The sequence below is a fragment of the Citrobacter sp. MGH100 genome, assembly GCF_001034465.1.
Classification (GTDB): Bacteria; Pseudomonadota; Gammaproteobacteria; order Enterobacterales; family Enterobacteriaceae; genus Citrobacter; species Citrobacter youngae.
The window spans coordinates 349250-363115 of the sequence record NZ_KQ089800.1 but is presented as its reverse complement, the minus strand read 5'-3'; the positions used below and the strand labels follow the sequence as shown (position 1 = coordinate 363115).

General features: G+C 53.7%; 9 protein-coding genes. 8 read left to right on the top strand and 1 reads right to left on the bottom strand.

What is annotated here, in order from left to right; translation table 11 throughout:
• The first annotated feature begins 168 nt into the window (after positions 1-168).
• The 6 genes from atoS (at position 169) to SK32_RS01675 (ending at position 7432) form a co-directional block, all read left to right on the top strand.
• The gene (atoS, locus tag SK32_RS01700; protein ID WP_048211111.1) at positions 169-2007 is read left to right on the top strand and encodes a two-component system sensor histidine kinase AtoS; all 1839 of its coding nucleotides are present in this window, start codon (positions 169-171) and stop codon (positions 2005-2007) included.
• Complete coding sequence (gene atoC / locus SK32_RS01695; protein ID WP_048211110.1) at positions 2004-3389, top strand: acetoacetate metabolism transcriptional regulator AtoC; 1386 nt, start codon at positions 2004-2006, stop codon at positions 3387-3389. The genes atoS and atoC overlap by 4 nt, the downstream gene beginning before the upstream one ends.
• A 196-nt stretch (positions 3390-3585) precedes the next feature.
• Positions 3586-4245 carry an acetate CoA-transferase subunit alpha gene (gene atoD, locus SK32_RS01690; protein ID WP_048211109.1) on the top strand — a complete coding sequence of 220 codons (660 nt, stop codon included), beginning with the start codon at positions 3586-3588 and terminating at the stop codon, positions 4243-4245.
• Between the two features lie 2 nt (positions 4246-4247).
• The gene (locus SK32_RS01685) at positions 4248-4898 is read left to right on the top strand and encodes a 3-oxoacid CoA-transferase subunit B (protein WP_048211108.1); all 651 of its coding nucleotides are present in this window, start codon (positions 4248-4250) and stop codon (positions 4896-4898) included.
• On the top strand, positions 4895-6217 hold the full coding sequence (locus SK32_RS01680) for a TIGR00366 family protein (protein ID WP_048211107.1): 1323 nt from the start codon (positions 4895-4897) through the stop codon (positions 6215-6217). The genes SK32_RS01685 and SK32_RS01680 overlap by 4 nt, the downstream gene beginning before the upstream one ends.
• A 30-nt stretch (positions 6218-6247) precedes the next feature.
• The gene (locus SK32_RS01675; protein ID WP_048211106.1) at positions 6248-7432 is read left to right on the top strand and encodes an acetyl-CoA C-acetyltransferase; all 1185 of its coding nucleotides are present in this window, start codon (positions 6248-6250) and stop codon (positions 7430-7432) included.
• Between the two features lie 43 nt (positions 7433-7475).
• Here SK32_RS01675 and gyrA read toward each other — a convergent pair whose 3' ends face one another.
• Positions 7476-10112, bottom strand: coding sequence for a DNA topoisomerase (ATP-hydrolyzing) subunit A (gene gyrA, locus SK32_RS01670; RefSeq protein WP_048211105.1), 2637 nt, complete (start codon positions 10110-10112; stop codon positions 7476-7478).
• 158 nt (positions 10113-10270) lie between these two features.
• Here gyrA and ubiG point away from each other — a divergent pair, with 158 nt between their 5' ends.
• Both ubiG and nrdA read left to right on the top strand, forming a co-directional pair.
• A complete protein-coding gene (gene ubiG / locus SK32_RS01665; protein ID WP_048211104.1) occupies positions 10271-10999 on the top strand; it encodes a bifunctional 2-polyprenyl-6-hydroxyphenol methylase/3-demethylubiquinol 3-O-methyltransferase UbiG in 729 nt (242 codons plus the stop codon).
• Between the two features lie 487 nt (positions 11000-11486).
• A complete protein-coding gene (gene nrdA / locus SK32_RS01660) occupies positions 11487-13772 on the top strand; it encodes a class 1a ribonucleoside-diphosphate reductase subunit alpha (RefSeq protein ID WP_048211103.1) in 2286 nt (761 codons plus the stop codon).
• The last annotated feature ends 94 nt before the right edge of the window (positions 13773-13866 follow it).

Genomic DNA, 13866 nt, shown 5'->3' with positions numbered 1-13866 from the left:
AGGGGCGAAGCTCCGCCTCAGGATATCAATAGAGTGTGGTTAAGGTAGCGGTAAATGTCCGACGTCGCAATGCCCTCTCTTTACGGGAATATGATACACCGCTCTGACACCGTTGTCTTAACCCCTGATAATCGTCGTTTGCCTAAAAAACACTGCACGGATGTGAGAATGCGCAAGCTGAGATGGCTGACGCGTCGTTTATACCCGCGACGTTTACGCAACCAAATGATCATGATGGCCATTCTGATGGTCATTGTGCCGACGATTTCTATTGGTTATATCGTAGAAACCGAAGGCCGGTCAGCAGTCTTATCTGAAAAAGAGAAAAAACTGTCATCGGTGCTCACTCTGCTTAACGGCGCGCTGGGCGATCGCTTTAGCCACTACGCGGATTTACCGCGTGAAGCGCGCATTCGGGCGCTGAATCTTGAGTTGGGGCCCATCACCGAACGGATCACCCAGGCATTTCCTGGCATCGGTGCGGGGTATTACAACAAAGCACTGGATGCAATCATCACCTACGCCCCCTCTGCGTTGTACCAAAGTAATGTCGGTATCACCATCACCGAGGATCACCCCGGTCGCGAAGTGATGCGCAGCAACGCACCTGTGGTTTTTTCCGGACGACAGGTTCGTGGCGACATCCTCAACTCCATGATCCCCATCGAACGGCAAGGTGAAGTCATTGGCTATATCTGGGCGAATGAACTAACGGAAGATATCCGCCAGCAAGCCTGGAAAATGGACGTCAGGATCATTGCCGTACTGGCTGCCGGACTCATCAGTAGCCTGCTGTTGATTGTGCTTTTCTCTCGCCGTCTCAGTGCGAATATCGATATTATCACCGACGGCCTCTCCACGCTGGCGCAAAAAACACCAGCCCGCCTGCCTGAACTGCCCGGCGAACTGGGGCAAATCAGCCGCAGCGTCAATGCGCTGGCACAAACGCTTCGGGAAACCAAAACCCTTAACGACCTGATAATTGAGAACGCAGCAGACGGCGTCATTGCCATCGACAGACAGGGTGATGTCACCACCATGAATCCGGCGGCAGAGCAAATCACTGGCTATCAGTTGCATGAACTGGTCGGGCAACCCTATGCAACCCTCTTTGCCGATACTCAGTTCTCCAGCCCGGTACTGGATACGCTGGAGCACGGCACCGAACATGTCGCCCAGGAGGTGAGTTTTCCTGGCCGCGACCGCACTATTGAAATAAGCGTCACCACCAGCAGGATCCATAACGCGCATGGCGAGCTAATCGGAGCTCTGGTGATCTTCTCTGATTTAACGGCCCGCAAAGAGACACAGCGCCGGCTGGCACAAACGGAAAGGCTCGCGACGCTCGGCGAGTTGATGGCTGGAGTGGCGCATGAGGTACGTAACCCGCTGACGGCAATCCGTGGCTATGTACAGATCATCCGCCAACAAACATCTTTACCAGAACATCAGGAATATTTATCCGTTGTGCTGAACGAAATTGACTCAATCAATAAAGTCATCCAACAACTGTTGGATTTCTCACGCCCGCGACAAAGCCAGTGGCAGCAGGTACAGCTCAATGCGTTGATTGAAGAAACGCTGATCCTCGTGCAAACCGCGGGCCTACAGGCTCGAATCACGTTTACCACGGAATTAGATACCAGCCTGCCAGCCATCGTCGCCGATCGCGAACTCCTCAAGCAGGTGATCCTCAATATTTTAATCAATGCGGTGCAGGCGATAGCCGCACGGGGCGAAATTCGAATCCGCACCTGGCAATACTCGGCCTCACAGCAGGCGGTGATGATTGAAGATAATGGCAACGGTATCGATATTGCCATTCAGAAGAAAATATTCGACCCCTTCTTTACGACCAAAGCATCAGGTACGGGTCTTGGACTGGCGCTAAGCCAGCGCATTATCAACGCGCATCAGGGGGATATCCACGTGACAAGTATGCCGGGCTGCGGCGCAACCTTCACCCTGATTTTACCTCTTAACCCGCAGGGAAATCCGTCAGAATGAAAACGACCTACCGTATTCTCATCGTTGATGACGAAGAAAATGTTCGCCGTATGCTTGCCACTGCGTTTTCCCTGCAAGGGCATGAGACGCACTGCGCCAGCGATGGAAAAGCCGCGCTGACTCTGTTTGCTGATACGCATCCTGACGTGGTACTGATGGACATCCGCATGCCAGAGATGGACGGTATTGATGCTTTGAAAGTCATGCGCGCCCAGCAGCCGCGGATCCCCGTTATTCTGATGACGGCCTACGCCGAAGTGGAGACCGCAGTGGAGGCTCTCCGTAGCGGCGCGTTTGACTATGTGATTAAACCCTTTGATTTGGATGAGCTCAATCTGGTCATTCAGCGCGCACTACAGCTTCAGGCAATGAAGCAGGAGATCCGCAATCTACATCAGGCGCTAAGCACCAGCTGGCAATGGGGGCATATCCTGACTAACAGCCCGGTGATGATGGATATTTGTAAAGACACGGCAAAAATCGCCCTCTCACAGGCGAACGTACTGATTAGCGGTGAAAGTGGCACAGGAAAAGAGCTGATTGCCCGCGCCATCCACTACAACAGCAGACGCGCCAACGGTCCCTTTATCAAAATCAACTGTGCGGCCTTACCGGAATCATTACTGGAAAGCGAACTGTTTGGTCACGAAAAGGGGGCATTTACCGGCGCACAAACCCTACGCCAGGGACTGTTCGAACGTGCGCATCAGGGAACGCTTCTGCTCGACGAGATTGGTGAAATGCCGCTGGTTCTGCAGGCCAAACTGCTGCGTATTTTGCAGGAAAGAGAGTTCGAGCGCATCGGCGGACACCAAACTATTCGCGTCGATATCCGTATTGTTGCTGCCACCAATCGCTGCCTGCAAACAATGGTGAAGGAAGGAACGTTCCGCGAAGACCTGTTTTACCGGCTCAACGTGATTCATCTGACCCTTCCCCCGTTACGCGAACGCCGCGAAGACATCGCTCTGTTAGCGAATCACTTTTTACAAAAATTTAGCTCAGAAAATCAGCGGGATATCATTGAGATCGATCCAACGGCGATGTCCATGCTTACAGCCTGGCCATGGCCAGGAAACATTCGTGAACTGTCTAACGTCATCGAACGTGCAGTGGTCATGAATACCGGCGCGGTGATTTTTGCCGAAGACCTGCCTGCGCAGTTCCGATCACCTGTCAGTACCGTAACAGAAGTAAAAGCAGTTCAGACCGGAGAACGCAATCTGAAGGAAGAAATTAAGCGTGAGGAAAAACGCATCATCCTTGAGGTGCTCGACAATCAGGATGGCAACCGCACCCGTACCGCGCTAATGCTGGGGATCAGTCGGCGCGCTCTGATGTACAAATTGCAAGAGTATGGCATTGATCCGTCAGGCTCCTGATACCTAAATTTGCTATGCAGAATTTTGCACACTGCGCAAAACTCTGCATAGCAACTCCACCTTCCTCTCGCCAGACAATAAAAAATAAACCATAAAATTCAAATAATTAAAAAATAATTTTGCCATTTATCATTCTGGCACCCGGCTTGCAATTCCCTGAGCGTACCCAAAATGGAGTATGCAAAAGGGAAACATAATGAAAACAAAACTGATTACTTTACAAGACGCAGCGAGCTTCTTTCGTGACGGCATGACCATCATGGTCGGCGGTTTTATGGGGGTTGGCACGCCACCTCGCCTTGTCGAAGCCTTACTTGAATCTGGCGTCAGAGATTTGACGTTAATTGCCAACGATACCGCATTTGTCGATACCGGTATCGGCCCCTTAATCGTCAACGGTCGCGTGAGCAAAGTGATTGCCTCGCACATTGGCACCAACCCTGAAACCGGTCGCCGCATGATTGCCGGCGAAATGAACGTACAACTGGTGCCGCAAGGCACTCTGATTGAGCAAATTCGCTGCGGTGGCGCAGGCCTTGGCGGTTTTCTGACGCAAACCGGTGTCGGCACCGTAGTAGAAGATGGCAAGCAGACCATGACGCTCGATGGCAGAGTCTGGTTGCTCGAACGTCCATTACGTGCCGATCTGGCGCTGATCCGCGCACACCGCGCAGACACGCTTGGCAACCTGACCTATCAACTTAGCGCCCGTAATTTTAACCCACTGATTGCCCTTGCCGCCGACATCACACTGGTAGAACCGGATGAAATGGTCGAGATGGGTGAACTCCAGCCAGACCAGATCGTCACCCCTGGTGCCGTTATCGACCATATCGTCATTCCACAGGAGAGCTAATCATGGATGCTAAACAACGTATTGCGCGCCGTGTGGCGCTTGAGCTTCACGATGGGGATGTCGTCAACCTGGGGATTGGTCTGCCGACGATGGTTGCCAACTACCTGCCCGCTGACATTCATATCACATTGCAGTCAGAAAATGGTTTTCTCGGTCTGGGCCCGGTCACCACTGCACATCCTGATCTGGTGAACGCGGGTGGGCAACCGTGCGGTATTTTGCCAGGCGCGGCCATGTTTGATAGTGCCATGTCGTTTGCGTTAATTCGTGGGGGCCATGTCGATGCCTGCGTGCTCGGTGGGTTACAGGTCGATGAGCAGGCCAACCTCGCTAACTGGGTCGTTCCCGGCAAAATGGTTCCCGGCATGGGAGGAGCGATGGATCTGGTGACCGGTGCGCGCAAAGTGATTATCGCGATGGAGCATTGCGCAAAAGACGGCTCAGCGAAGATCCTCCGACATTGCACCATGCCGCTGACGGCACAACATGCGGTGCATATGCTGGTCACCGAACTCGCCGTTTTCCGCTTCATTGACGGCAAAATGTGGCTTACGGAAATCGCGGAAGGATGCGATATCGCCACGCTGCGTGAAAAAACCGAAGCGCAGTTTGATGTCGCCGCCGAGCTGATTATCCTGCGAGGTGATGCATGATCGGCCGCATTGCTCGTTTTATGACGCGCGTGGTCAGCCGCTGGCTGCCTGATCCGCTAATTTTCGCCATGCTGCTAACGCTGTTGACCTTCGGCATCGCGCTGTGGCTGACGCCACAAACGCCAGTCAGCATGGTGAGATTCTGGGGTGATGGTTTCTGGAACCTGCTGGCGTTTGGTATGCAGATGGCGCTGATCATCGTCACAGGCCATGCGTTAGCCAGTTCAGGACCGGTAAAAAGTCTGCTGCGAACGGCGGCGTCTGCCGCCAAAACCCCCGCTCAGGGTGTCATGCTGGTGACGTTTTTCGGTTCAGTCGCCTGCGTCATCAACTGGGGTTTTGGTCTGGTAGTGGGGGCGATGTTTGCCCGTGAAGTCGCACGCCGGGTACCCGGCTCCGACTATCCCCTGCTGATTGCTTGTGCCTACATCGGTTTTCTCACCTGGGGGGGTGGCTTCTCCGGTTCAATGCCATTGCTGGCGGCAACGCCAGGCAACCCGGTTGAGCACGTCGCAGGGTTAATTCCGGTCGCAGACACGCTATTTACCGGTTTCAACATCTTCATCACCGTGGCACTGATCGTCGTAATGCCGTTCATCACACGCATGATGACGCCAAAACCTTCCGATGTGGTAAGCATCGATCCGAAGCTGTTACTGGAAGAAGCTGATTTCCAGAAAAAACTGCCACCCGACGCTCCACCATCGGAAAAACTGGAAGAGAGCCGCATTCTGGCCCTGATCATCGGGGCATTAGGGATTGCTTATCTGGCCCTCTATTTCACCGAGAAAGGCTTCAACATCACCATCAACACCGTCAATCTGATGTTTATGATTGCCGGTCTGCTGCTGCATAAAACGCCGATGGCCTATATGCGTGCCGTTAGCGCGGCCGCACGTAGCACCGCCGGCATCCTGGTGCAGTTCCCCTTCTACGCCGGTATTCAATTGATGATGGAGCACTCTGGTCTCGGCGGATTGATTACCGAGTTCTTCATCAACGTCGCCAACAAAGACACCTTCCCGCTGATGACCTTCTTCAGTTCAGCACTGATTAACTTTGCTGTGCCATCCGGCGGCGGCCATTGGGTTATTCAGGGACCGTTCGTCATGCCCGCCGCTCAGGCGCTTGGTGCCGATCTTGGTAAGTCAGTGATGGCTATCGCCTATGGCGAGCAGTGGATGAACATGGCGCAGCCGTTCTGGGCGCTACCTGCATTGGCTATCGCCGGATTGGGGGTGCGCGACATCATGGGGTACTGCATCACCGCCCTGCTCTTCTCAGGCGTCATTTTTGTCATTGGATTGACCTTGTTCTGACAGCCATTACTTACATAAAGGAACAGAAAAATGAAAAACTGTGTCATTGTCAGCGCGGCACGTACCGCAATCGGTAGCTTTAATGGCGCACTGGCGACCACCAGTGCTATCGAGTTGGGATCAACCGTGATAAAAGCGGCAATCGAGCGCGCTCATCTTGATCCGCAGCAGGTTGAAGAAGTGATTATGGGTAACGTACTGCAGGCCGGCCTGGGACAGAATCCGGCGCGTCAGGCATTGCTAAGAAGCGGTCTTTCCGACACCGTTTGCGGCTTCACCGTCAACAAAGTGTGCGGATCCGGCCTGAAAAGCGTGGCGCTTGCCGCCCAGGCAATCAAAGCAGGACAAGCCCAGGCGATCGTCGCGGGGGGGATGGAAAACATGAGCCTGGCCCCCTACCTGTTAGACGCGAAAGCCCGTTGGGGGTATCGCCTCGGTGACGGGCAATTGGCAGACGTCATTCTGCGCGATGGGCTGATCTGCGCCGAACATGGCTATCATATGGGGATTACCGCCGAGAACGTCGCTAAAGAGTACGGTATCAGCCGCGAAATGCAGGATGAACTGGCACTGTTATCACAGCAGAAAGCCATTGCCGCAATAGAGTCCGGCGCTTTCCAGGCCGAAATCGTCCCTGTCAGCGTGCAATCACGTAAGAAAACCCTCATTTTTGAACGCGATGAGTTTCCCAAGGCAGACTCCAGGGCGGAAGGTCTTGCCGCATTGCGTCCGGCCTTCGACAAAGCAGGTACTGTTACCGCTGGCAACGCCTCGGGGATTAACGACGGTGCTGCCGCTCTGGTGGTAATGGAAGAGTCGGCAGCACTGGCGGCTGGGCTAAAACCGCTGGCGCGGATCAAAGCCTGGGCCAGCGGCGGCGTCGCCCCGGCGATGATGGGCATGGGACCCGTTCCTGCCACGCAAAAAGCGCTACAACGGAGCGGGCTGCAACTGTCGGATATCGATCTTATCGAAGCTAACGAAGCCTTTGCCGCGCAGTTTCTTGCGGTGGGTAAAACACTGGGGTTTGATGCACAAAAGGTCAACGTTAACGGTGGTGCGATTGCGCTGGGTCACCCTATCGGCGCCAGCGGCGCGCGTATTCTGGTCACATTGCTGCACGCGTTACAGGCACGGGATAAAACGCTCGGTCTGGCAACGCTGTGTATCGGCGGCGGCCAGGGTATTGCGATGATCGTGGAGCGCATGAACTAAAAAAAAGGGCCGGATTTCTCCGGCCCTTCTCATCACAACTTAATTACTCTTCTGCGTCGTCTGCCGCATCATCGTCGCTTTCAGCTTCAGGAGCGATATCCTCGTCCCCTTCCGCAGCGCTGCCGTCGATGGAGTCGAGCTCTTCATCATCAACCGGTTCAGCAACACGTTGCAGGCCCACAACGTTTTCATCTTCCGCAGTACGGATGAGGATCACGCCCTGGGTGTTACGCCCTACCACGCTGATTTCCGACACGCGTGTACGCACCAGCGTACCGGCATCGGTGATCATCATGATCTGGTCAGTATCTTCAACCTGTACCGCGCCAACAACAGAGCCGTTGCGTTCGGTGACTTTGATGGAGATAACGCCCTGCGTCGCACGAGACTTCGTCGGATACTCTTCCGCTGCGGTACGCTTACCGTAGCCGTTCTGCGTCACGGTCAGGATGGCACCTTCACCGCGCGGAACAATCAGAGAAACAACTTTATCTTCCCCGGCCAGCTTGATACCACGTACACCGGTCGCGGTACGCCCCATCGCACGAACGGCGTCTTCTTTGAAGCGCACCACTTTACCGGCAGCAGAGAACAGCATGACTTCATCGGAACCGGACGTCAGGTCAACGCCAATCAGTTCGTCGCCTTCGTTCAGATTAACCGCAATGATACCGGCTGAACGCGGACGGCTGAACTCGGTCAGCGCCGTTTTCTTCACGGTACCGCTGGCGGTCGCCATGAAGACGTTAACGCCCTCTTCGTACTCGCGTACTGGCAGAATCGCGGTGATACGCTCGTTAGCTTCCAGCGGCAGCAGGTTGACGATTGGACGTCCACGCGCGCCACGGCTGGCTTCTGGCAACTGATAAACCTTCATCCAGTACAAACGACCGCGGCTGGAGAAGCAGAGGATCGTGTCATGGGTGTTGGCCACCAGCAGGCGGTCGATAAAGTCTTCTTCTTTAATGCGTGCTGCTGATTTGCCTTTACCGCCACGACGCTGTGCTTCGTAGTCGGTTAACGGCTGATATTTCACGTAGCCCTGATGAGACAAGGTCACGACAACATCTTCCTGGCTAATCAGATCTTCGATGTTGATGTCAGCGCTGTTCGCGGTGATTTCAGTACGACGCGCGTCGCCGAACTGCTCACGAACCAGCTCCATCTCTTCACGGATAACTTCCATCAGACGATCGGCACTGCCCAGAATGTGCAACAGTTCGGCGATCTGCTCCAGCAGCTCTTTGTATTCGTCGAGCAGTTTTTCATGCTCAAGGCCGGTCAGTTTCTGCAGACGCAGATCCAGAATCGCCTGGGCCTGCTGTTCAGTCAGGTAGTACTGACCATCACGCACGCCAAACTCAGGTTCCAGCCACTCAGGACGCGCAGCGTCATCACCCGCACGTTCCAGCATGGCAGAGACGTTCCCCAGTTCCCAGGAGCGCGCAACCAGCGCCGCTTTCGCTTCTGCCGGGGTCGGCGCACGACGGATCAGTTCGATGATCGGATCGATGTTGGCAAGAGCAATCGCCAGCGCTTCGAGGATGTGCGCACGGTCGCGGGCTTTACGCAGTTCAAAAATAGTACGGCGGGTAACCACTTCACGACGGTGACGAACAAATGCAGCGATAATCTCTTTCAGGTTCATGATCTTCGGCTGACCATGGTGCAGCGCAACCATGTTGATACCGAAAGAAACCTGCAGTTGGGTCTGGGAGTAGAGGTTGTTCAGCACCACTTCCCCGACCGCATCGCGTTTCACTTCAATCACGATGCGCATACCGTCTTTGTCAGACTCGTCACGCAGCGCGCTGATGCCTTCAACGCGTTTATCTTTTACCAGCTCGGCGATTTTCTCGATCAGGCGTGCTTTGTTCACCTGATACGGAATTTCATGCACGATGATGGTTTCGCGGCCAGTTTTCGCGTCAGCTTCGACTTCTGCACGTGCGCGAATGTATACCTTGCCGCGACCGGTACGGTAAGCTTCTTCGATACCACGACGACCATTGATGATCGCTGCGGTCGGGAAGTCCGGACCCGGAATATGTTCCATCAGCCCTTCAATGCTGATGTCTTCATCGTCAATATATGCCAGACAGCCGTTGACCACTTCCGTCAGGTTGTGCGGCGGAATATTGGTTGCCATACCTACCGCGATACCGGACGAACCGTTCACCAGCAGGTTAGGAATTTTGGTTGGCATAACGTCTGGAATGCGTTCGGTGCCGTCGTAGTTATCGACGAAATCAACCGTTTCTTTTTCCAGGTCAGCCATCAGCTCGTGGGCGATTTTCGACATACGGATTTCCGTATAACGCATCGCAGCTGCGGAGTCGCCATCGACAGAACCAAAGTTACCCTGACCATCCACCAGCATGTAACGCAAGGAGAATGGCTGCGCCATACGAACAATGGTGTCGTAAACGGCGGTATCACCATGAGGGTGGTATTTACCGATTACGTCACCAACGACACGGGCAGATTTTTTATAGGCTTTATTCCAGTCGTTGCCCAATACGTTCATGGCGTAAAGTACGCGACGGTGTACCGGCTTCAGGCCATCTCGGACGTCCGGCAGCGCACGGCCAACAATGACCGACATCGCATAATCCAGATAGGAGCTCTTCAGCTCTTCCTCAATGTTGACCGGTGTAATTTCTCTCGCAAGGTCGCTCATCTAACCGCTATCCCTCTACTGTATCCCGGATTCAAAGGTCGCAAATTATAACACATACGTGAAGATTCAGGTAAATGGATTCCCCCAGACAGAGGCTTTATTCATCCCGTCAGGCTGATATACTCGTTTGCATCGCAAATTTAGGAGTAGAAGCCCCAATGAATGCCGAAAAACCCCCGGTAACTCACAACGTTGACCATGAAGAAATTGCCAAATTTGAAGCAGTCGCGTCGCGCTGGTGGGATCTTGAGGGTGAATTTAAGCCTCTGCACCGCATAAATCCGCTGCGTCTGGGCTATATCGCCGAACGGTCAGGTGGTCTGTTTGGTAAAAAGGTACTCGACGTCGGCTGCGGCGGCGGGATTCTGGCAGAAAGCATGGCGCGTGAAGGCGCAACAGTCACCGGCCTGGATATGGGGTTTGAACCCTTACAGGTGGCAAAACTGCATGCGCTGGAAAGTGGCATTCATGTTGAGTATGTACAGGAGACAGTCGAAGAACACGCCGAGAAATATGCGCACCAGTATGACGTCGTCACCTGTATGGAAATGCTGGAACACGTACCAGACCCGCAGTCGGTTGTCAGGGCCTGTGCCAGACTGGTTAAACCGGGCGGCGAAGTGTTTTTCTCCACGCTTAACCGCAACGGCAAATCCTGGCTGATGGCGGTGGTCGGCGCGGAATATATTCTGCGCATGGTGCCTAAAGGTACGCACGATGTGAAAAAATTTATTAAGCCCGCTGAACTGTTAGAGTGGGTTGACCAGACCGTACTGAAAGAGCGTCATATGACCGGCCTGCACTACAACCCCATTACCAACACCTTTAAATTGGGCCCCGGCGTGGATGTGAACTATATGGTGCATACCACCGCCAAAAGCGAATAAACCGGCACTCATGGCCTGATGACGCTGGATTGTAGGCCGGATAAAGCGCGCCAGCGCCGCCATCCGGCACGACTCCGGGCTTTAACGCCTGATGGCGCTTCGCTTATCAGGCCTACGTGATTAGGCATCGCCTACTGATCCTGAGTAGGCGTCTCAGGGCAATTTTTGTGCCAGATCATAAGAACTTTCTTTGCCTTAGATGAAGAAATCAGCACTCGATCAAATTTTCTATTTTTTTTCTCAATTATTGACATCCCCGCCAGGCCTTATAAGACGCGCACTTAGCGATTCTTACCCTTTTGCAACCTCAATTTAACCTCAAAATCAACTCTTGTGCTGAAAAGAATCCCTACTAGAATACTCACCATATAGCGTCTATTTTATCAAACAACCCCTACATATAGTATTTATCCACAGACTTAGTCACAACGTGGCACTGTGGATAATATGGGGGATATTTTTTCTTTCACGGACAGGTAAAAACCACATGAATCAGAGTCTGCTGGTGACAAAGCGTGATGGTAGTACAGAGCGCATCAATCTCGACAAAATCCATCGAGTTCTGGATTGGGCGGCAGAAGGACTGAATAACGTATCGATTTCACAGGTCGAGTTGCGCTCCCACATTCAGTTTTATGACGGTATCAAGACTTCCGATATCCATGAAACAATCATCAAAGCAGCTGCAGACCTGATCTCCCGCGACGCGCCGGATTATCAGTATCTGGCCGCCCGTCTGGCAATTTTCCACCTGCGTAAAAAAGCCTACGGCGAGTTTGAGCCGCCAAAACTGTTCGACCATGTGGTCAAAATGGTTGAAATGGGCAAATACGACAATCATCTGCTGGAAGACTACACGGAAGAAGAGTTCAAGCAGATGGACTCGTTCATCGTGCACGACCGTGATATGACCTTCTCTTATGCTGCAGTGAAGCAGTTAGAGGGCAAATATCTGGTGCAAAACCGTGTTACCGGTGAGATTTATGAAAGCGCACAGTTCCTCTACATTCTGGTCGCTGCCTGCCTGTTTTCTAACTACCCGCGTGAAACCCGTCTGGAATACGTTAAACGTTTCTACGACGCCGTTTCTACGTTTAAAATTTCGCTGCCAACCCCCATCATGTCCGGCGTGCGCACCCCAACCCGTCAGTTCAGTTCCTGTGTACTGATCGAGTGTGGCGACAGCCTGGATTCGATTAACGCCACGTCCAGCGCAATTGTAAAATACGTTTCTCAGCGTGCTGGCATTGGTATCAACGCGGGTCGCATCCGTGCGCTGGGTAGCCCGATTCGCGGCGGTGAAGCGTTCCACACCGGCTGTATTCCGTTCTACAAGCACTTCCAGACGGCGGTGAAATCCTGCTCCCAGGGCGGCGTTCGCGGCGGTGCTGCCACGTTGTTCTACCCGATGTGGCATCTGGAAGTTGAAAGCCTGCTGGTGCTGAAAAACAACCGCGGCGTCGAAGGCAACCGCGTGCGTCACATGGACTACGGCGTACAAATCAACAAGCTGATGTATACCCGCCTGCTGAAAGGCGGTGACATCACCCTGTTCAGCCCGTCCGATGTTCCGGGTCTGTACGACGCATTCTTCGCCGATCAGGACGAGTTTGAACGCCTGTACACAAAATATGAAAACGACGACAGCATCCGCAAACAGCGCGTGAAAGCGGTTGAGCTGTTCTCGCTGATGATGCAGGAACGTGCTTCTACTGGTCGCATCTACATTCAGAACGTTGACCACTGCAACACCCACAGCCCGTTTGATCCGGCTGTCGCACCGGTACGCCAGTCCAACCTGTGTCTGGAAATCGCCCTGCCGACCAAACCGTTGACCGACGTTAACGACGAGAACGGTGAAATCGCGCTGTGTACGTTGTCCGCATTCAACCTGGGGGCAATCAAAGATCTGAGCGAGCTGGAAGAGCTGGCCGTACTGGCTGTGCGTGCTCTCGATGCGCTGCTCGATTACCAGGATTATCCAATTCCGGCCGCTAAACGTGGCGCCATGGGCCGTCGTACGCTGGGTATTGGCGTAATCAACTACGCCTACTGGCTGGCGAAAAACGGTAAGCGTTATTCTGACGGCAGCGCGAATAACCTGACCCACAAAACCTTTGAAGCCATTCAGTATTACCTGCTGAAAGCCTCTAACGAACTGGCAAAAGAGCAAGGCGCATGCCCATGGTTCAACGAAACCACCTATGCGCAGGGTATTTTGCCGATCGATACCTATAAGAAAGACCTCGATGCCATTGCCAACGAGCCGTTGCACCTGGACTGGGAGCAACTGCGTGAGTCCATTAAGACCCACGGTCTGCGTAACTCCACGCTGTCCGCGCTGATGCCGTCGGAGACCTCTTCGCAGATCTCCAACGCCACTAACGGCATTGAACCGCCGCGCGGCTACGTGAGCATTAAAGCATCGAAAGATGGCATTCTGCGCCAGGTTGTGCCGGACTACGAACACCTGCACGACGCGTACGAACTGCTGTGGGAGATGCCGAACAATGACGGGTATCTGCAACTGGTAGGGATCATGCAGAAATTTATCGATCAGTCGATTTCTGCCAACACCAACTACGATCCGTCACGCTTCCCATCAGGAAAAGTGCCGATGCAGCAGTTACTGAAAGACCTGCTCACCGCCTACAAATTTGGTGTCAAAACGCTGTATTATCAGAACACCCGCGACGGTGCGGAAGATTCTCAGGACGATCTGGTGCCATCCATTCAGGATGATGGCTGCGAAAGCGGCGCATGTAAGATCTGATGAATGATGCCGGGTGGCGCTACGCTTACCCGGCCACGATTGCACGGTTTGTAGGCCGGACAAGGTGCTTGCACCGCCTCCGGCGCTCATCCCA

Coding starts and splice junctions, on each gene's coding strand:
- atoS (WP_048211111.1), top strand. CDS start 169: ATGCGCAAGCTGAGATGGCTGACGCGTCGTTTATACCCGCGACGTTTA.
- atoC (WP_048211110.1), top strand. CDS start 2,004: ATGAAAACGACCTACCGTATTCTCATCGTTGATGACGAAGAAAATGTT.
- atoD (WP_048211109.1), top strand. CDS start 3,586: ATGAAAACAAAACTGATTACTTTACAAGACGCAGCGAGCTTCTTTCGT.
- SK32_RS01685 (WP_048211108.1), top strand. CDS start 4,248: ATGGATGCTAAACAACGTATTGCGCGCCGTGTGGCGCTTGAGCTTCAC.
- SK32_RS01680 (WP_048211107.1), top strand. CDS start 4,895: ATGATCGGCCGCATTGCTCGTTTTATGACGCGCGTGGTCAGCCGCTGG.
- SK32_RS01675 (WP_048211106.1), top strand. CDS start 6,248: ATGAAAAACTGTGTCATTGTCAGCGCGGCACGTACCGCAATCGGTAGC.
- gyrA (WP_048211105.1), bottom strand. CDS start 10,112: ATGAGCGACCTTGCGAGAGAAATTACACCGGTCAACATTGAGGAAGAG.
- ubiG (WP_048211104.1), top strand. CDS start 10,271: ATGAATGCCGAAAAACCCCCGGTAACTCACAACGTTGACCATGAAGAA.
- nrdA (WP_048211103.1), top strand. CDS start 11,487: ATGAATCAGAGTCTGCTGGTGACAAAGCGTGATGGTAGTACAGAGCGC.